Annotated in this window: 17 protein-coding genes; 7 read left to right on the top strand and 10 right to left on the bottom strand. The window is 69.3% G+C overall.

The features are described 5' to 3' along the window. The 3 genes from ACK4ZD_RS10625 to mnmG form a co-directional block, all read right to left on the bottom strand. Nucleotides 1-297: LysE family transporter (locus ACK4ZD_RS10625; RefSeq protein WP_409661504.1), on the bottom strand; the 297-nt coding region annotated here is incomplete at its 3' end. Next, nucleotides 297-962, bottom strand: coding sequence for a 16S rRNA (guanine(527)-N(7))-methyltransferase RsmG (gene rsmG / locus ACK4ZD_RS10620; RefSeq protein WP_409661501.1), 666 nt, complete (start codon nucleotides 960-962; stop codon nucleotides 297-299). The genes rsmG and ACK4ZD_RS10625, both read right to left, overlap by 1 nt. A 450-nt stretch (nucleotides 963-1412) precedes the next feature. After that, nucleotides 1413-3362 (bottom strand): tRNA uridine-5-carboxymethylaminomethyl(34) synthesis enzyme MnmG, encoded by a 1950-nt coding sequence (gene mnmG / locus ACK4ZD_RS10615; protein WP_409661498.1) that lies wholly within the window; start codon nucleotides 3360-3362, stop codon nucleotides 1413-1415. Between the two features lie 258 nt (nucleotides 3363-3620). On the opposite strand from mnmG, the gene ACK4ZD_RS10610 reads away from it, so the two are divergent. Further along, nucleotides 3621-3962 (top strand): hypothetical protein, encoded by a 342-nt coding sequence (locus ACK4ZD_RS10610; protein ID WP_409661495.1) that lies wholly within the window; start codon nucleotides 3621-3623, stop codon nucleotides 3960-3962. A 10-nt stretch (nucleotides 3963-3972) separates the two neighbouring features. Here the strand turns inward: ACK4ZD_RS10610 and ACK4ZD_RS10605 are convergent, their stop codons facing one another. The 6 genes from ACK4ZD_RS10605 to ACK4ZD_RS10580 form a co-directional block, all read right to left on the bottom strand. Beyond that, nucleotides 3973-4899 (bottom strand): mechanosensitive ion channel family protein, encoded by a 927-nt coding sequence (locus ACK4ZD_RS10605; protein WP_409661492.1) that lies wholly within the window; start codon nucleotides 4897-4899, stop codon nucleotides 3973-3975. Between the two features lie 25 nt (nucleotides 4900-4924). Next, entirely contained in the window at nucleotides 4925-6304 is a 1380-nt protein-coding gene (gene otsA, locus ACK4ZD_RS10600; protein ID WP_409661489.1) for an alpha,alpha-trehalose-phosphate synthase (UDP-forming), read from the bottom strand. Then, nucleotides 6301-8103 (bottom strand): glycoside hydrolase family 15 protein, encoded by a 1803-nt coding sequence (locus ACK4ZD_RS10595; RefSeq protein ID WP_409661486.1) that lies wholly within the window; start codon nucleotides 8101-8103, stop codon nucleotides 6301-6303. The genes otsA and ACK4ZD_RS10595 overlap by 4 nt, the downstream gene beginning before the upstream one ends. Further along, nucleotides 8100-8852: a trehalose-phosphatase gene (gene otsB, locus ACK4ZD_RS10590; RefSeq protein ID WP_409661483.1), complete on the bottom strand. Its 753-nt coding sequence runs from the start codon at nucleotides 8850-8852 to the stop codon at nucleotides 8100-8102. The genes ACK4ZD_RS10595 and otsB overlap by 4 nt, the downstream gene beginning before the upstream one ends. A 68-nt stretch (nucleotides 8853-8920) precedes the next feature. After that, nucleotides 8921-9172, bottom strand: a complete 252-nt coding sequence (locus tag ACK4ZD_RS10585; RefSeq protein WP_409661480.1) for a DUF2061 domain-containing protein — start codon at nucleotides 9170-9172, stop codon at nucleotides 8921-8923. A gap of 72 nt (nucleotides 9173-9244) precedes the next feature. Continuing rightward, entirely contained in the window at nucleotides 9245-11455 is a 2211-nt protein-coding gene (locus tag ACK4ZD_RS10580; protein WP_409661477.1) for a PAS domain-containing protein, read from the bottom strand. A gap of 129 nt (nucleotides 11456-11584) precedes the next feature. Between ACK4ZD_RS10580 and ACK4ZD_RS10575 the strand changes: the two genes are divergently transcribed. Together ACK4ZD_RS10575 and ACK4ZD_RS10570 are read left to right on the top strand one after the other, a co-directional pair. Then, nucleotides 11585-11782, top strand: a complete 198-nt coding sequence (locus ACK4ZD_RS10575) for a DUF2892 domain-containing protein (protein WP_409661474.1) — start codon at nucleotides 11585-11587, stop codon at nucleotides 11780-11782. A gap of 67 nt (nucleotides 11783-11849) precedes the next feature. Next, nucleotides 11850-12185, top strand: a complete 336-nt coding sequence (locus tag ACK4ZD_RS10570) for a hypothetical protein (RefSeq protein ID WP_409661471.1) — start codon at nucleotides 11850-11852, stop codon at nucleotides 12183-12185. Between the two features lie 66 nt (nucleotides 12186-12251). Here ACK4ZD_RS10570 and ACK4ZD_RS10565 read toward each other — a convergent pair whose 3' ends face one another. Then, nucleotides 12252-12809 (bottom strand): hypothetical protein, encoded by a 558-nt coding sequence (locus ACK4ZD_RS10565; protein ID WP_409661468.1) that lies wholly within the window; start codon nucleotides 12807-12809, stop codon nucleotides 12252-12254. 448 nt (nucleotides 12810-13257) lie between these two features. Between ACK4ZD_RS10565 and ACK4ZD_RS10560 the strand changes: the two genes are divergently transcribed. The 4 genes from ACK4ZD_RS10560 to ACK4ZD_RS10545 are packed head-to-tail and all read left to right on the top strand — an operon-like array spanning nucleotide 13258 to nucleotide 18743. Continuing rightward, entirely contained in the window at nucleotides 13258-14289 is a 1032-nt protein-coding gene (locus ACK4ZD_RS10560) for an FAD:protein FMN transferase (RefSeq protein WP_409661465.1), read from the top strand. A gap of 34 nt (nucleotides 14290-14323) precedes the next feature. Further along, on the top strand, nucleotides 14324-17326 hold the full coding sequence (locus tag ACK4ZD_RS10555; protein ID WP_409661462.1) for a hypothetical protein: 3003 nt from the start codon (nucleotides 14324-14326) through the stop codon (nucleotides 17324-17326). Continuing rightward, entirely contained in the window at nucleotides 17323-17946 is a 624-nt protein-coding gene (locus tag ACK4ZD_RS10550) for a hypothetical protein (RefSeq protein ID WP_409661459.1), read from the top strand. Before ACK4ZD_RS10555 ends, ACK4ZD_RS10550 begins: the two co-directional genes overlap by 4 nt. Before the next feature lie 8 nt (nucleotides 17947-17954). Beyond that, nucleotides 17955-18743 carry an SH3 domain-containing protein gene (locus tag ACK4ZD_RS10545; protein WP_409661456.1) on the top strand — a complete coding sequence of 263 codons (789 nt, stop codon included), beginning with the start codon at nucleotides 17955-17957 and terminating at the stop codon, nucleotides 18741-18743. The last annotated feature ends 8 nt before the right edge of the window (nucleotides 18744-18751 follow it).

Below are 18751 nucleotides of genomic sequence, written 5' to 3'. Positions count from 1 at the left end.
GTTCGCACCGTCCTTGGCGCGCAGCAGTTTGAGGCCGATCCAGCAGAGGTAGGCGGCGCCGGCGTACTGCACCGCCTGGAAGACGCTGGGGTGGGTGGTCAGGAGCGCGGCCACGCCGGCCACGGCCAGCCACAGCAGGATCTGGTCGCCCACGATCAGCCCGGCGGTCGCGGCAGCCCCGGCGCGGAAGCCGCCCTTGCCGGTGGCCGTGAGCAAGGCAAAGGTGCCGGGGCCGGGCAGGGCCAGGAAAACGAGGATCGCGGCGCAGTAGGCGCCGAAGTCGGAGATGCCGAACATCAGGGGGCTCCGGTGGGAGAAGGGGTATCGGTTGAGCGTGGGCGCATCCAGACCAGGCAACGCTCTGCGTCCAGGCCGGGCACGGTCAACGGTTCCACGTGAAACACCTCGACATCATCCGGCAAGTCGGCGGTCTCTGCCTCCGGGGGCTTGCCTTTCATGGCCATCCAGACACCGTCGGGGCGCAGGTGCTGGCGGGTCAGGGCGACGAAGTCGGCCAGCGAGGCAAAGGCCCGTGAGGTGACCACATCGGCCTGCTGGGGTGGCAGCGCTTCGACTCGGGCGTGTTCCGCGCGGAGGTGTTTCAAGCCCAGTTCGGCCGCGACCTGGCGGATGAAGCTCGCCTTCTTGGCGACCGTGTCCACGCAGATGACCTGGGCCTGCGGCAGGGCGATGGCAATGACCACGCCCGGCAGCCCGGCGCCGGCGCCGACGTCGAGCAGCTTGAAGGGCTGCTTAGCGAAGCGGGCTGCGAGTGCAGGGACCACCGCGAGGCTGTCGAGGAGGTGGTGGGTCAGCATCTCCTCGGGGCTGCGGACGGCGGTGAGGTTGTAGACGCGGTTCCATTTGGCGATGAGGGCCTGGTAGGCGAGGAGGAGGTCGACTTGCGTCGGGCTCAGAGGGAGGCCGAGCTGGGTGAGGCCGGATTGGAGGGTGGGTTTCATGGGGCTTGTGAGTGTGCCTGAGTGGCGGTGGTGTGGCGACGGTTGCCGTTCACCCGTGCCGGGTCCCGCCCCGGCGGGCGGGTAACTTTCTTCTGTTGGCCCAGAAGAAAGTCGCCAAAGAAGAGGGCCTCAAATACAAAACCATGCGGTTCGTTCTGCGCGCTCCGGATGCACAGTCCGGTGGGCGGTTGGTCACCGCCAAGGCGGATCGAACACTGGCGCGTCCAAGCCCTTCCCAAGCGCTCTGAAGGCCCAAGCCGCCTCGTCGGTCATCAGCCGCCCGCCGGACCGCGCGTCCGAAGCTCAACGGTCGACATCGAATGGTGTTGCATTCAGGCCCTTTGCTTTGGTGACTTTCATTTGGGCCAGCAAATGAAAGTTACCCGGCTGCCGGGCCGGGACCCGGCCATGCTGAAAGGTAGCTGCCGTCCCGAGACGCGGGCTGAGCCTTCAGGCCGCCCGCTCCTCCCCAAACCCCTTGACCCGCCCCTTCTTCAGATGAATCAGCAACAGCGAGATCGCTGCCGGCGTGATCCCCGAGATCCGGGAGGCCTGGCCCAGGGTCTCGGGCCGATGCTTGCTGAGCTTTTGGCGTACCTCGTGGCTCAGCGCCGTGACCTGGGTGTAGTCCAGATCGGGCGGCAGCTTGAGGTGTTCGTAGGCCAGTGCCCGCTGCACTTCCTCGTTCTGCTTGTCGATGTAGCCGGCGTACTTGACGCTGATCTCCACCTGCTCGATCACCGCGTCGGCCAGAGCCTCGCCGAGTTCGGCGCGCAGCGTTTCACGTGAAACACCGGCCTCGGGCTTGGCGATCGCGGCCACCTCGACCAGGGTGTCGAAGCTCACACCGGGCCGGCGCAGGAGGTCGCAGAGGCTGTACTCGTGCTCCAAGGCCTTGCCGACCAGGCGCTCGGCGTCGCTGGCGGGCAGGATCTGGGGATTCACCCAGGTGGATTTCAGGCGTTCGGTTTCACGTGAAACCGCATCGCGCTTGCGGTTGAAAGCGTCCCAGCGGGCATCGTCGACCAAACCGAGCTGCCGACCGATCTCGGTGAGGCGCAGGTCGGCGTTGTCCTCGCGCAATTGCAGCCGGAATTCGGCTCGGCTGGTGAACATGCGGTAGGGCTCGGACACCCCCTTGGTGACGAGGTCGTCGACCAACACCCCGAGGTAGGCCTGGTCGCGACGGGGCACCCAGGGTTCGCGGCCCTGCGCTTGCAGAGCGGCGTTGAGGCCAGCGTACAGCCCTTGGGCGGCGGCCTCCTCGTAGCCGGTGGTGCCATTGATCTGACCGGCGAAGAACAAGCCGCCAATGGCGCGGGTCTCGAAGCTGGGCTTCAGCTCACGGGGGTCGAAATAGTCGTACTCGATCGCGTAGCCTGGCCGCAGGATATGGGCGTTCTCCAGCCCAGGCATGGAGCGCACGGCGGCCAGCTGGATGTCGAAGGGCAGGGAGGTCGAGATGCCGTTGGGGTAGAACTCGTTCGTCGTGAGGCCTTCGGGTTCCAAGAAGATCTGGTGCGAGGTCTTGTCGGCGAAGCGGTTGATCTTGTCCTCGATGCTAGGGCAATAGCGTGGGCCCACGCCCTCGATGACGCCGGTGAACATCGGGCTGCGATCGAAGCCGGAGCGGATGATCTCGTGGGTGCGCTCGTTGGTGTGGGTGATCCAGCACGGCACCTGACGCGGATGCTGCGAGGCGTCGCCCAGAAAGCTGAACACCGGCACGGGGTCGAGATCCCCGGGTTGCTCGATGAGCTTGGAAAAATCGATGGAACGGCCGTCGATGCGCGGTGGCGTGCCGGTCTTCAAGCGACCCTGTGGCAGCTTCAACTCCTTCAGCCGGGCCGACAGCGAGACGGCCGGCGGGTCACCGGCGCGGCCGGCGCTGTAGTTTTGCAGGCCCACATGGATGCGCCCGTCCAGAAAGGTGCCGGCCGTGAGCACCACGGTTCGGCCGCGAAAGCGCACGCCCACTTGCGTCACTGCGCCCACCACACGGTCCCCTTCGACCATCAGGTCGTCGACGGCTTGTTGAAAGAGCCAGAGGTTCGGCTGGTTCTCCAGTCGGCGGCGGATGGCCGCCTTGTACAGCATGCGGTCGGCCTGGGCGCGGGTGGCGCGCACCGCCGGCCCCTTGGAGTTGTTGAGAATACGGAACTGGATGCCAGACTCGTCGGTGGCCGCGGCCATCGCCCCGCCCAGGGCATCGACCTCTTTGACCAGGTGGCCTTTGCCGATGCCGCCGATGGAGGGGTTGCAGCTCATCTGACCCAGCGTCTCGATGTTGTGGGTCAGCAGCAAGGTGGCGCAGCCCATGCGGGCGGCCGCCAGTGCCGCCTCGGTGCCGGCATGGCCGCCACCGACGACGATGACGTCGAATTCCTGGGGATAGAGCATGGGCAGTCTCCGCGGGCGCGCCCCCGCGCCCGGCCCCACACCACGGAGCGCGATGCCGGCCACGCGGGCAAACCGCCAATTTTAGGCGGGTCCGGTGGCCGTCACTCAGGCAGGGTTGACCGGGCCGGCCCGTGAGCCCGGTCTCGGACGCGCTCCCCCCAAAGGGGGGGTCAAGGGTAAACCCGAGTGATCGCCGCGGATCGATGTCCACAATGGGGGGCTTTATGGTGCCCGGCCCAACCGATGGCCTGAAGATCCATGACAACGCTCCCGTCGAGTGCCTCGTCATCGTCCCTGATCCGCCAGAGCCTGGGGCAGTGGGCGGTGGGCGCCGATGAGCTGGCCCGGGCCTGGCGTGTGTTGTACGACTCGCAGGCACCCCGGCTGCCTTGGAGCCAGCGGCTGCTGGCCCTGTCCTCGCTGTTCCCGGCGCGGCCCTCGGCTTGGCTGTTGGCGCTGGAGGCCCGGCTGTGCGCGCTGGACGACCAGGTCCGCCGACTCGGCCTGGTCTTGGACGACCAGGCCTTCGTGGCGGCCGCCCAAGCCCCCCTGCTGGTGCACGAGGACGCCTATTCGTTCCCCGCGGACACCCGTTGGTGAGGCTGCGCGCTCAGCCGCGCAGGCCGGCGGGGGCGTCGGTCGGTCGAATCTGCAGCGGCCAGGGTGGGGCGCTGCCATCCTTGGCCTGGCCCGCATAGACGGTGAGGTGCGGGTAGGGGATCTCGATGCCGGCCTGATCGAAGGCCTTTTTCAGGCGGCGCAGGTATTCGCGGCGCACGCCCCATTGCTCGATGGGCACGCAGCGCAGCCGGCAGCGGATCACCACGGCCGAGTCGGCCCATTGGTCCACGCCCGCCATCTCCAGGTCGCCCAGGATGCGCGGGCCGTAGGTCTCGTCTTGGCGCATCTGCTCGGCGACTTCGTGCATCACGGCCATGACTTGGTCCACGTCCTCGCGGTAGGCCACGCCGATGTCCATCACCGCGTTGGCATAGCCGCGAGTCATGTTGGTCACGGTGGAGATGGTGCCGTTGGGGATGAAATGCACATTGCCGCTGTAGTCGCGCAGTTGCACGAAGCGCAGGGTCACTTCCTCGACCACGCCGGCGTGGCTGCCCAGCTGGACCACGTCGCCTTGGCGGATCTGGTTTTCCAGCAGGATGAAGAAGCCGGTGAAGTAGTCCTTGACCAGGCTTTGCGCGCCAAAGCCGATGGCCAGACCCACCACGCCGGCGGCGCCGAGGATGGGGGCGACCGACACGCCGAGCTCCGACAAGATGAGCATGGCCGTGATGAGCGTGATGACCACACTGACGATGTACCGGAACACCCGGCTGAGCGTTTCGGCCCGCTTGAGGGCTTCGCGGTCGTCGATGCGCGCCGTCAGGCGCTCGCGGAAAAGCCGAATGGCCCGGTGCAGCACGCCCACAGCGAGCCAGGCGACGAGGGCAATGATCGTGATGCGCACGGCGATGGTGGTGTACTGCCCCAGACTGCTCCACAGGGCGCCGGCGCTGGCGATCAGGTCTTCGTTCATGCGGGAGGATTCCTTTCGGTCGAGGTCAGTCGCCGCACTGGGCGAGGGTGTCGAGGAAGCTGCGGCGCCACCAGTGCACATCGTGTTCGCGCAGGCGCGCGAGCAAGGCCTGGTGGCGGCGCTGGCGTTCTTCCAGCGGCATGCGCAGGGCCTGCTGAATGGTCTCAGCCGTGCCGTGTACGTCGTAGGGGTTCACCAAGAGCGCCTCTTTCAACTGCTCGGCGGCACCGGCAAAGCGAGAAAGCACCAGCACGCCGGGATCGTCGGCGTTTTGCGCGGCGATGTATTCCTTGGCCACGAGGTTCATCCCGTCGCGCAGCGGGGTGACCAGGCCGACGTCAGCCGCACGGCACAGGCCGGGGATGCGCTTGCGCGCCACGGTGCGGTGGATGTAGCGCACCGGCATCCAGTCGAGGTCGCCATAGTCGCCGTTGATCGCGCCACACAGGCCTTCGAGCTCGTGGCGAATGTCGGCATAGGCGTCCACGCTTTCGCGGGTGGGCGAGGCGATCTGGATCAGCGTGGCGCTGTGGCGGTTTTCGGGGTAGTGCTTGAGCAGTTCGCGGAAGGCGCGCACGCGGTGCGGGATGCCTTTGGAGTAGTCGAGCCGATCTACCCCGATCAGCAGCCGTCGGCGCGAGTATTGCTCTCGCATCGTGTCGTAGGTCTCACAGGCTTCGCGCGCATGGGTCAGACGCATGAACTCATCCACATCGATGCCGATGGGAAAGGCTCGGGCCACCGTGGTGCGGCCGAAAGCGCGGTAGCGGTCTGCGCCCAGCACTTGGGCGTCGGCCTCGTTGCGCACGTAGCGCGAGAAGTGCTGCACGTCCACATTCGACTGGAAACCCACGAGGTCGTAGGCGAACAGGGCGCGGATCAGCCACTCGTGCTGCGGGATGGCTGCCAGCATCTGCGGCGGCGGCAGCGGGATGTGCAGGAAGAAGCCGTTGCGTTGCGTGCAGCCCATCGCGCGCAGCTCGGCCGCCAGCGGGATGAGGTGGTAGTCGTGCACCCAGATCACGTCGTCGGGCTGCAGCAGCGTCATCAGCTTCTGCGCAAACAGCCGGTTCACGCGGCGGTAGCCCGCGATGTAGCCGGCATCGAAGTCGGCCAGATCGAGCCGGTAGTGAAACACCGGCCAGAGCACGCCGTTGCTGTAGCCCAGGTAGTAGCTGTCGTGGTCCTCGCGCGAGAGGTCCAACGTGGCCAGCGTGACCCGCCCGACGCGTTGCAGTTGCGGGCCGCCGCCTTCGGACTGGCCGGGCTCGGCGATCCGCCCGCTCCAGCCGAACCACAGCCCCCCGGTGTCGTTGAGGGCCTCGCCCAGCGCCACGGCCAGGCCGCCCGCGGCACTCTTGCGCGGGTCGGCCACGCGGTTGGACACCACCACAAGACGGCTCATACGACCGAATCCCAGGGGGCGGACAGTCGCACCGCCCCGTTGATGATGCCCACCATCGAATAGGTCTGCGGGTAGTTGCCCCACAGCTCGCCGGTGCGTTCGTGGGTGTCTTCCGACAGCAGGCCCAGGTGGTTGCGCGTGGCCAGCATGGCCTCGAAGATCTCGCGGGCCTGCGGCTTGCGGCCGATGCGCGCCAGCGCGTCGATACGCCAGAAGCTGCAGATGTTGAAGGCGGTCTCGGGCTTGCCGAAGTCGTCGGCGGCTTCGTAGCGTCGCATGTAGGGGCCGTCGCACAGGTGCTTTTCCAGCGCATCGACGGTGGCGATGAAGCGCGGGTCCTTGGGGTCGATGAAGTTCACCTCGGCCATCAGCAGCACGCTGGCATCGAGGTCGCGTCCGCCGAAGCTTTCGACGAAGGCCTGGCGCTCCTGGCTCCAGCTCTCGGCCAGGATGCGCTCGCGCAGCCGCTTGGCGTGCATCGACCAGTAGCCCGCGCGATCGCTGAGCTGCAGGGTCTGCGCGATCTTGGCCAGCCGGTCGCAGGCGGCCCAGCACATCAAGGCCGAGGAGGTGTGCACGCGCGCGCGGGTGCGCAGCTCCCACATGCCGGCGTCGGGCTGGTCGAACACGCGCACCGCCTGCTCGCCCACGGCCTCGAGGTGCTCGAACTCGGCCAGGCCGGCGCGGTGCAACAGGCGCGCATCGTGGAAGGCCTGGGCGGCGCCCAGCACCACGTTGCCGTAGACGTCGTGCTGGAAGTGTTCGGCCGCCTGGTTGCCCACGCGCACCGGCCCCATGCTGCGGTAGCCGGGGAGATGGTCGAGCGTGGACTCGGGCAGCTCGCGTTCCAGGCCCACGCCGAACAGGGGTTGGATGTGCCCGCCGCGCGCTTGCGCCACGACGTTGGACAGCCAGCGCAAGTAGTCCTCCAGGGTGCCGACCTCGGACAGGCTGTTGAGCGCGCGCACGACGAAGAAAGCATCGCGCAGCCAGCAGTAGCGGTAGTCCCAGTTGCGACCACTGTGCGGTGCCTCGGGGATGCTGGTGGTCATCGCCGCGACGATGGCGCCCGTGTCCTCGAAGAGCGAGAGTTTGAGCGTGATGGCCGCGCGGATGACCGCGTCCTGCCACTCCAGCGGGATGTGCAGGCGCTGGCTCCAGTGGCGCCAGTAGGCGGCGGTCTCCTGCTCGAAATGCCGCGCAGTGTCGCCGATGCCCTCGGCCAGGGTCTCGTCGGGGCCGAGCAGGAAGTTGTACTCGCGCGTGACGATGAAGGGCTGTTGTGACAGCACGTAGGCCAGCGGCGCGTCGGTGGTCAGGCGCAGCGTCAGGGCCTCGCCCACGAAGCGCAGGTGGTTGCTGCCCTGGGTGAGCCCGGGTGCGCGCCGGCCCCAGTCGAAGCGCGGGTTCAGACGCACGCGCAGGCGCGGCGCACCGATCAAGGGGCGCACGCGGCGCACCATCATCATCGGCCGGAAGTAGCGCGAACGCGACTGGAAGCGCGGCGCGAAATCGGTGATCTCCAGGCGCTGGCCGTGGGTGTCGGTGAGCACGGTGCGCAAGATGGCCGTATTGCGCACATAGGCCTGCTCGGCCGAGGCAAAGTCCTCGATGTCCAAGGCCCAGTCGCTGCCGCGCTCAGAGGGGTCGAGCAGGGCGTTGAAGACCGGGTCGCCGTCGAAGCGCGGCAGGCAGCACCACACCACGCGGGCGCGCTCGTCGATCAGTGCGCTGTAGGCGCAGTTGCCGATCACGCCCAGGCGCAGCGAGGGCGGGGCCGGAGGGGCGAATCCGTTCATGCGGGGCTCCCTTCGGAACGGCCGGCCAGGTGCTGCGACCACTGGGCCAGGGCCCGGTGGAGCTCGGCCGGGCCGGCCAGGCGCTGGGGCGCGCAGGTCGGGCCTTCGCCGACCTTGCATGCCTGGCCGCCCAGGCGCAGCACGGTCTCGAAACCAGCCTCGTCGGTGACGTCATCGCCGGCGAACGCGGGCTCGCGGCCGGCAAATGGCGGTTCGGCCAGGAATCGCTCGATCGCCTGCCCCTTGTGGACACCCGCGGGCTTGACCTCGAGCACGCACTTGCCGTGCAGCAGCTCCAGCCCGGGCTGGGCGGCGACCGCCTCGGCCAGGCGCTGCCGGCAGGCGTCGGCGGCCTGAGGGGCGTGGCGGTAGTGCAGGGCCAGGGCCCCGGCCTTGCGCTCGAGCTGCAGGCCGGGGTGCTCGGCTTGGAGGGCCCGAGCGACGGCCTCGACCAGGGCCAGCGGCGGGGCGGCCAGCTGCCAGCGTCGCCCATCGGCCCGGCGACCCTGGGCCCCGTGGATGCCGGCCACCGGCAGGCGCAACGGGGCCAGGAAGCGGTCGATGTCGTCCACCGGGCGGCCGGTGACGATGGCCAGGGCGCCGTCGAGCTGGTCGAGCAGCCGGCGAAGCAGCGCCACCAAGCCAGGCTCGACGCGCACGTCCTGGGGCTGGGCGGCCAAGTCGGCCAGCGTGCCGTCGAAATCGAGGAAGAGGGCGACTGCGCGCCCATTGAATTTGGGCCAATGCATCGTCCCCAACCTTAACAGACCTTGCCGGGCCAGCCCGTCAGTGTTCGACTGACAGACCTTGCCAGGCCTCAATGGGCCTCGGCCGGGATCCCTTGCCGCGACCTGGTGCGCTTGAAATAGAAGTATGTCCTTGCTCTCTCGATGAGCTGGCGCCACAGCGGATGGCCCCAGTAGCGATCGAAGAAATAGAACGCCACGGTGTTGGCCAGGGGCTCGAGCAGGCTGATCGCCCCGGCAATGGCCACGTTCCCGGTGAGCGCATAGCCGACACCAAAGGCGACGGCCAAGTGCAGGACGCCGAAGCTGACGGTCTTGATCATGGGCATCTCCGTTGCGAATGGTTCTCGTTTGATAGTTTGCAACTTTGAGAGCTCACCAACCAATTGGTTCGATCAATGTTCAAGATAGGGCGCTGCCGGCAGGTCCAGGGTGAAGGTGCTGCCCTGGCCGGGCTGGCTGTCCACGCGGATCTCGCCGTCCATCAACCGGGCCAGGCCTTGGGACAGCGCCAGGCCCACGCCGGCACCGTCGATGCGTCCGTGCTCGCGGCCCAGGCGGTTGAAGGGGGTGAAGAGCTCGCCCAGGCGCTCGGGCGCGATGCCCGGCCCGGTGTCGCGCACCGACACGGCGACGCGTTGAGGCCCGGCTTGCGCGCGCACCCAGACCTGGCCGCCGGGATGGTTGTACTTGATGGCATTGCCCACCAGGTTGAGCAGCACCTGGCGCAGGCGCTGGCGGTCGCCTTGCACCATCAGACCACCGGGCGGCGGGGCGTGCAGGAGCACGCGCGCCGCACCCGCCTGGGGCCGCAGCATGCTCAGGCATTCGTCGAGCACCTCGTCCAGCGGCACCGCGTCCCGGCGCACCAGCAGGGCGCCGGCCTCGATGCGGGTGAGGTCGAGCAAGTCGCTGATCATGCCCAGCAGGTGCTGGCCGGCGGCGTGGATGTGGTCTACCCACTGGCGCCGCGACGGCGGCAAGTCCAGGCCCGGGTCGTCGCGCAGGAGCTGGGCAAAGCCCAGCACGGCGTTCAGCGGGGTGCGCAGCTCATGGCTCATGTGCGACAGAAACAAGGTCTTGGCCCGGTTGGCGGCTTCGGCCGCCGCCCGTTCGCGTCGCATGTCCTCGAAGCGGGCGAGCTCGGCTTGCATGTGCTTGCGCTCGGTGATGTCGGTGAGAAAGCCGTGGAAAAGCACGCTGCCGTCCGCCTCGCGTTCCGGGCTCGAATGCCCCTGCACCCAGCGTATCGAGCCGTTGGGGTGCAGGTAGCGAAACTCGCGCATCCAGGGCTGCACGCCGCGGCTGGCCTCGAAGATGGACTCGATCAGGCCCGGGCGGTCCTCGTCGTGCACGCGCTCGATGAGCCGCAGCACATCGTCCTGGACCTCGGCCAGCGGCACGCCGAACAGGGCCTCGAAGTTCTCGCTGGCGTAGGGGAAGCTCATGCGGGCGTCGGGGTGGAGACGGAACTGGTAGAGCACGCCCGGGGCCTGGCGTGCGAGCTTGCGCAGCCGCGACAGCGCCTCCTCGGTGGCGGCCTGCTGGGCCAGCGTGGCGCTCATGTCGGTGATGATGCCCACCGAGCGGCGGGCGCGGCCCTCGGGCCCGCGGTCGATCACCTTGCCGCGCAAGAGCACCCAGCGGTAGCTGCCATCAGCCGCGCGCACGCGGTGGCGGCTGAGCATCATCGGGGCTTCGCCGCGCAGGTGGCGCCGGATCGCGGCGCGGCAGCCGGCCAGGTCGTCGGGGTGGATCAGGGCCTCCCAGTCGGCTATGCTGGGGCCCACGTCACCCTCGGCGTAGCCGAGCACGGCCAGGCCCACGCGCGAGTAGTACACGCGGTCGTGTTCGAGATCCCAGTCCCACACGCCGTCGCCGGCGCTTTCCAAGGCAAACTGCCAGCGCGCCTCGCTCAAGCGCAAGGCGTCCTCGGCCCGGCGCCGGCCTGCCTCGCTGCGGGCGGCCACGGTCAGCGCCGCACAGGTGGACAGCAGGGGCTGCAGGATCTGGATCAGGCTGTCGTCGTAGCCGCCAGGGCGGTTGGCCACGCCCACCATGCCCAGCAGCTGGTCGGCACGGAAAAAGGGCAGGCCTAAGAAGTTGTCCATGGCCCGGTGGCCCGCAGGCAGGCCGCCGGCGCGAGGATCCCGGCCCGGGTCGTTGGACAGCACCGGCTGGCCGGTGGTCACGACCCGGCCGACCAAGGTGTCGAGGTTGCGAAAAAACAAGCCCTCGGCGCTGGCTCGCCGCGCGTACATCGCCCGCGAGGCCTCATCCCAGGCGATGTCCGAGAGGGCCAGCATGCGCACGACGGGTTGGTCTGACTCATCGCGCAGCACTTCGCCGATGAAGCCGTACTCGCTGGCGGTCACGTCGAGCAGCACGCCGAGCAGCCGGTCGAAGGCCCGCGGCAGGTCGGCCTCCTCGATGAACTGCCTTTGCACTTGGCCGATGGCCCCCAGCAGCGCTTGGGCCGAGGCCGCAGCGGCAGGAATGGGGCGGTGGGGCCCGGACTTCACGGGGACGACTCGCAGGCAGCCGATCTGCGTTGCACTGTAGCGGGCCAGGCGGCCGGCCGGGCAGGCGGCAAAACCCCAGGACACCCCCCGCCGTCCGTGAGATCCGGCCGCCGGCAGGGTGATTTGATCGCCGTCAAGCCGACCGATCGGGGCGCGCGCACACTGGAAGGCCCGGGTCCGTGGGGACCACCGGGGGTGACAAGAGGTGGTTTCATGAAAGTCAATGAGGGTGGTTTCGATCGCATCGCGCGCATCGTGGTCGGCCTGGTGCTGATCGTCCTGGCCTTGACCGGGACGGTGGGCCTGTGGGGCTATATCGGAGTGGTGCCGGTTCTGACGGGCCTGGTCGGCGTGTGCCCGCTGTACAGCCTGATCGGCGTCAACACCTGTTCCGCGCCGCGGCGAGACTGACGGCGCGCGCCCGGGTGGCGCGACATTTGCTAAGCGCGACGGGACCTCTCACGCAAGGAGACCCGTCTTGAGCCTGTCTGAGAATGAGCGCATGGCCATCGCGGCCCATCTGCATGTCTTGTTGCGACGCAAGCTGGGGCGCGTGACCGATACGGAGTGGATGGCCACCAACTGGGAGTATGCGCAGGAGATTCTGCGCAGGTGTCGCGCCGAGGGCGATGCCGAGCTTCAAGGCTGGGCGGACAAGCTCGAGCAGGCCATGCAAGCATCGCGCCCCAAGCCGGTGCACGCGCCGAAGCCCTGGGCCCACGGCCCCTTGCCCGGCGATGGGGCAGGCCCCGCCGACGCAGGCGGCCGCGGCGCGGTCGGGCTTGCGCAACGCTACGTCGGTCGCCTGCGCTGACGCCAGTCCCCAGGGGGCGCCATCCGCGGGCACCCGACCGTAGGGTCGCCGGGCTCCCCGGCCCGCTCAGATCGCCATGTTCTGCGGCGTCAGCCGCGTCTTTTTCACGTGCACGCTGATGACGGCCAGCACCTCGTCGGGCTGGGCCGGGCGCAGGAGCTGCTCGGACTCCACCGTGACCTTGGTCACCAGCGAATCGTCTTCGAGCAGGCAGAAGAAGGGGGCGGGGTCGGGCACGTCGGGGCGCTCCTGGCGCCCCTCGTTCGCGCCGCGCGGGATGCGCAGACCATCGAGCAGGGTCTTGAGCCGGTTGTCGATGTCGCCGCCGTCGGTGATGAGTGTGCCGCGCGGCTGCTGGCGAAACAGCAGCACCGAGATCTCGGCGTAGAGATCCAGGGTGCGGGTGACCAGCGGCGCAAAGCGTAGCCCGTCCTTTTCCATCACCACCGAGGCCTGCCCTGCACGCGCCGGGAAGGCCAGCAAGGTGTCGGCCACGTCCTTCAGCGGCGGCGCGCGCCACAACTGCTGCAACTGCGGATGCAGGGCGCGCCGAATCTCCCATTTGTGCGGCGCTTTGGCGCCCTGGCCGTGCAAAGGGCCTTCGTAGAGCAGTCGGAATTCCATGGCGAGGGTCGGCGTCAACAGAAGACCCTAGCTTGCCATGCCGCCGACCGGACAGCCGCTGGCCGTGACGACATGGATGAACTTCCCATTCAGGGCTGACATCCGCGGGCGCTTGCTCGGTGTCGTCCCGTGGGTGGTGCCGTGGGGCTGACGGCCTTGGTCGCCCTTGTTGCCAGTTGCAACTGCGCGTCCAGGGAGTGGTGAGGCCGAAGGGTGCGGATTTGTGACCGATTGAAAAGCTTGTCGCAGCCGGCCGGCTCTGGGCTACGTGGCCTGGCGGGTGCTCCCTAAGATGAGCTGAAACCCAGGCTCGGCGCGGCCTGCGGGCCGGGCGACCGCCGTGCTCGGCCCCGGCGGCGTGCGGGCCGGGGACGAGGGGTTGCGCCGCGGGGGCGGCGGGCGATGGCACGCCGCTTGCCTTTCCCCGGCCGTCACGAGGGGGAGTTCGATGTCCACCGGCTTGCTCAGTGCCAGCCATCGCCAACGCTTGGGCGCCTACGCGCGGGTGCCGCGTCGCGCCGTCCGCGGCCGCTGGTGGGTGCGCGAGGCCGCCATCATGGGCACGCGGATTCGCGCCGAACTGTGGGCCGATGACGAGCGCCAGGCCGAGGCGGCGCTGGCCGCCGTGATGGCCGAGATGCATCGCATCGACGCGGCCATGAGCCCGCACAAGCCCGGCTCCGAGCTCTCGCGCATCAACCGCGAGGCCGGCGAGCGCCCCGTGCCACTGAGCGACGAGATGTACACGCTGATCGAGCAGGCGCTGGCCTGGTCGGCGCGTTCCGATGGGGCCTTCGACATCAGCTATGCCGCCGTCGGCCGCCTCTACGACTACCGCAGCGGCCGTCGCCCCGACGAGGCCTCGCTGGCGCGTGCACGCGAGGCGGTGGGCTGGCAGCACCTCGAACTGGACGCGAAGCGCCGCACCCTGCGTTTTGCCCGCCCGGGCATGTGCATCGACCTCGGCGGCTTTGCCAAGGGCCACGCCGTCGATGGGGCGGTGGCCCGCCTGCAGGCCCTGGGCATCGAGCATGCGATGGTGGCCGCCGGTGGCGACAGCCGGGTGCTGGGCGATCGCCGCGGCCGGCCCTGGACGGTGGCGATCCGTCATCCGCGCCGCACCGACGCGCCCGCGGCAGTGTTGCCGCTGCAGGATGTCTCGATCTCCACCTCGGGCGACTACGAGCGCTATTTCATCGACGCCGAGGGTCGGCGCCACCACCACCTGATCGACCCGGCCTCGGGCCGCTCACCCGAGCGCGTGCACAGCGTCACGGTGATCGCGCCGGACGGACTGAACGCCGAGGCGCTGTCGAAATGCGTGTTCGTGATGGGCGTCGAGCGGGGGCTCGCGCTCGTGCAGGCCCAGCCTGGCGCCGACGCGGTGGTCGTCGATGCGCAGGGGCGACTGCATGTGTCGGCCGGCCTGCAGGCCATAGGCCCTGACGGGCCGCCGCCCACGGTGTCCGACGGTCGATGACGCCCTCTTGCTCGGGGCCCCACGGAGAAAAATCATGCCCACCCACGAGAAACCGATGAGCCTGAAGGTTCTGGCCCTGTGGCTGCCCCTGCTGGGCCTGGCCGCCTGCAGCGGCAGCGGCGGCACGGACGGCAACGACGTCACGGTCGAGGGTGACGTGCCCATCGCCTACGTGATGCGCTCCAGCAGCGTGAGGCTGGATCCGACCAACGGCACGCCCTTCGCCCCCGGTGGCGATCTGATGCTGCGCGAGCGCTCCTCGCCCAGTGCCCGGGAGATCAACCTGACGCGCCGCTTCACGCAGGGGCAGGGCGACGTGTCCGATCCCGAGGTGTCCTACGACGGCCGCAAGATCGTCTTCTCGATGCGCTGCCCGCGCAGCAACACGTCCACGATCGACGGCCAACCGGCCTGCACCGGCCGCTGGAACCTCTGGGAATATGACATGACGACCGGGGGGCTCACGGGCGGCCGCTTCCGGCGCATCACCGCTTCGACCGACCACGACGACGTCGACCCCTACTACCTGCCGGCCGGCCGCGGCTTCGTGTTTGCCTCCAACCGCCAGGCCAAGTCCTCGCAGGACCAGGCCCTGGATCGCCGTTACTTTGCCCTCGATGAATACGAGCGCGAGCGCGTGCTCAATCTGCACACCATCGACGCCGACGGCGGCAACCTCCAGCAAATCACGTTCAACCAGAGCCACGACCGCAACCCGGTGGTGCGGCCCAACGGCGACATCATGTACGCGCGCTGGGAGCACATGGCGGACCGCAACCGCTTCGCGATCTTCCGCTCCAAGCCCGACGGCACCGACACCTTCGTGCTCTACGGCGCCCACAGTCCGGGCAACAGCTTCCTGCACCCGCGCGACATGGACCCGCGCGGCCGCTATGCCGGCTTCCTGGCCTCCTCGCTGATGCCGCTGCAGCGCACCGACGAAGGCGGTGCGCTGATGTTCATCGACGCGGCCAACTACTCCGAGCAGAACACCCCGGCCAACACCACCGTGCCCACCCAGGGCGGGCAGGTGCAGGGGACGGCGCCGGCGCAGGCGCTGAACATGGATCGCGGCTTGTCGCTGCACGGCCGCATCACCACGCCCTACCCGCTGTGGGATGGCACCGACCGCGTGTTGCTCGCCTACCGGCCCTGCGAGGTCACGCGCGCCGGCCGCACGGTGTCGTGCAGCACCCTCACGAACGAGGAGATCGCGCGGCTGTCCGACCGCAGCCGCACGATGGAGGCGGTGCAGTCCGACGAGCTGCAGGACAACGTGCCGCCCAACTATGCGATCTACATGTTCAACCCGGCCAACCAGACCTGGCGCATCGTCGCCGCGCCGCCGCCGGGCTTCATGTACACCGACCCGATCGCGCTGCAGGCCCGCCCCGAGCCTCAGGCAGCCGACCCGACCACCATCGACCCTGCCCTGGCCGAGCGCGGCATGGCCCTGATCGAGGTGCGCAGCATCTACAACACCGACGGCCTGGGCCGCATGGCCGAGATGATGCTGGTGAGCGACGACCTGCCGCCCGGTTGTGCGCGCGGCATCGCGATGACGGCCAACACCGACCCGACCAGCCCCGCCACCCAGGTGGCCGACCTGCGCCGCCTCAAGGATCCGGCCGACCCGGCCTACCACTGCACGCCGGTGCGCTTCGTGCGCGCCACGCGGGCCATTGCGCCGCCCTCCGCCTCGATGGGCCTGCGTCAGGCCATCGGCGAGACCGAGTTCGAGCAGCAGCAGATCCTGGGCTATGCGCCCATCGAGCCCGACGGCTCCTTCAAGCTCGAGATCCCGGCCGACGTGCCGCTCGCCCTCGCGGTGGTCGATGCCCAGGGCCGTGCCTTCCAGACGCATGCCAACTGGATCCAGGTGCGCCCGGGCGAGCGCCGCACCTGCAACGGCTGCCACAGCCCGCGCCGCGGCGCCTCGCTGAACTCGGGCGCCATCGTCGATCATCAGCCCCAAGCGCTGCGCCAGGCCATGGTCGCGGCCCACCAGAGCGGCCAGACCATGGCTTCCACCCGCACCCTGCTCGACCCGGACGCGCTGCGCCTGGTGGCCGACATGCTCTACACCGACGTGTGGGCCGACACCTCGCGGGGCTACACGGCCCGTCCCTCCATCCTCGTGCGCTACACCGGCAACACCGACCCGGCCGACGACCTGGCCACGCCGGCGCCGGTCAACGGGGTCATCAACTACCCCGAGCACATCCAGCCGCTGTGGGAGCGCGCCCGCCCGGCCGGCGCCTGCGTGTCCTGCCACAACGACCCGACGCGCCTGGACCTGCGCGGCACCCTGGGCGGCACCGGCCGCATGACCTCCTACGAGGAGCTGCTGGTGGGCGACCCGCTGCTCGACGGCAACGGCCGGCCCGTCACGCGCATCCGCGATGGCGTGCCCATGCTCGAACGCCAGCCGCCGCGCGTGCAGGCCAGTTCCAGCGCGGCCAACACGGCCGGCATCGCGCGCAAGAGCCGGCTCACCGAGATCCTGTGGGGCCACACGCTGCTGGCCGGCACCGGCCCGCGTACGGTCTACCCCGACCCGCCGGCGGGCGCCCCGAACCACGCCACGATGCTCAACGCGGCCGAAAAGCGCCTGCTGGCCGAGTGGATGGACCTGGGCGCCCAGTACTACAACGACCCCTTCAACGGGGCCAGCGGTGTGCGCACGGTGCGCATCCTCAGCCAGAGTGCCTTCGACGCCAGCGTCCACCCCGTGCTGCGCGCCCAGTGTGCGAGCTGCCACCAGGCCGGCGGCAACAACACCGGCGCCACGCTGGGCGAGGCCCTGGCGGTGAGTTTCGCGGGCAACCGCTACGTGCTCACCGGCGATCCCGAGGGCGACTTCAACGTCACGCTCACCCTGATCAACGACACCTGCAACCCCGCGAACAACCTGCTGCTGTCGCGTCCGTCCACCGCGCCCCATCCGGCCGGCGGCAGCGGACCGGCGGTGCTGCCGGTGGGCGGCGCGGGCTACACGGCGATCGCCGATTGGATCCGATCGGGCTGCACCCCATGAGCTGGCTTGCAAAGTCCTTGCCCCTGTTCCCCCGGTGGCTGCCGACGGGGGCCGCGGCGCTGCTGGCGGCCTGCGGCGGCGGCTCCAACCCGCTGGACAACCCCCCCGTGGTGAACAACCCGCCGGGGGCCTCGGGCCAGCGCCTGTCCTTCGTCTACTTCCAGAAGTGCATCAACCCCATCTTCCTGGCGCCGCTCACGGTCAACCAGAACGGGGTGATCTCGACCAACACCTGTGCCAGTGCCGGCTGTCACGACGACCGCGCCGGCACCGGGGGGGCCTTCCGCGTGCTGCCCGAAGCGCAGGCGGTCGATCTGAGCGATCCGGCCAACACGACCGAGGCGGTGCGCACCACGCCGATGTACCGCAACTTCTACTCCGCCCAGGGCGAGGTGGTCTTCGGTGCGCCGCTGCAAAGCCGCCTGCTCACCAAACCCATGGTGCTCAACGTGCTGCACGGTGGCGGCCTGATCTTCCAGAACGAGAACGACCCCAACGCCCGACGAATCCGCTACTGGATCAGCCGCCCCATGCCGGCCGGCCAGGACGAGTTCAGCGCCGCGGCCCACACCATGTTCACCCCGCCCGACCCCGAGACCGGCACCTGCAACACCGAATGAGACGTCCGATGCCTTTTGCAGTTCCTGGGCGCCGGATTTGCGCGCAGTGCCTTCTGACCACCCTCCTGTGCCTGACCGTGGCCCTGCCCGTGGCGGCGCAGGCCGGTGCCGCGGCGGTCGACGAAGGCCTGGAGCGCGTGCAGGTGGCCGATCCCTACATCGAGCTGCGCACCGGCCCGGGCCGCGGCTACCCCATCTTCCATGTGGTCGACCGGCATGAGTGGGTCGCCATCACGCTGCGCCACACCGACTGGTACCAGGTGCGCGCCGACGACGGCAAGGAAGGCTGGGTGCACCGCCGCCAGCTCGAGCGCACGCTCACGGCCGCGGGCAGCGCACGAACCTTCCGCGACATCGTGCTCGACGACTACCTCAGCCGCCGCATGCTGGCCGGCGGCAGTTGGGGGCGCTTCGACGGTGAGCCCATGCTCAAGCTCACGGCCGGCTACCGGCTGTCGACCTCGCTGAGTGTGGACGCCCACGTGGGCCAGGTGCAGGGCACCTTCTCGGGCACGAGCTTCTGGCATGTGGGCCTGGCCGCCGAGCCCTGGTCCGACCGCCGGCTCTCGCCCTTCTTCAGCGTGGGCGTGGGGCGGTTCTCGAACGTGCCCAACAGCAGCCTGGTCAGCGCGATCCGCACCGATGCCAACCTGGGCCAGGCCACCCTGGGCCTGCGCTGGCACCTGAGCGAGCGCTTCATGCTCACGGCCGATTACAGCCTGTACACCGCCTTCGTGGCCGACGAGCGCTCGATCGAGTACCGCGCCTTCAGCGCGGGCCTGGCCTTCTTCTTCTGAACGGATGC

Source organism: Caldimonas sp., from assembly GCF_046291045.1.
In the GTDB taxonomy this organism is placed as follows: Bacteria; Pseudomonadota; Gammaproteobacteria; order Burkholderiales; family Burkholderiaceae_C; genus Caldimonas.
Note: the sequence above shows the minus strand (reverse complement) of the source record. Positions and strands in the feature narration are given on the sequence as shown.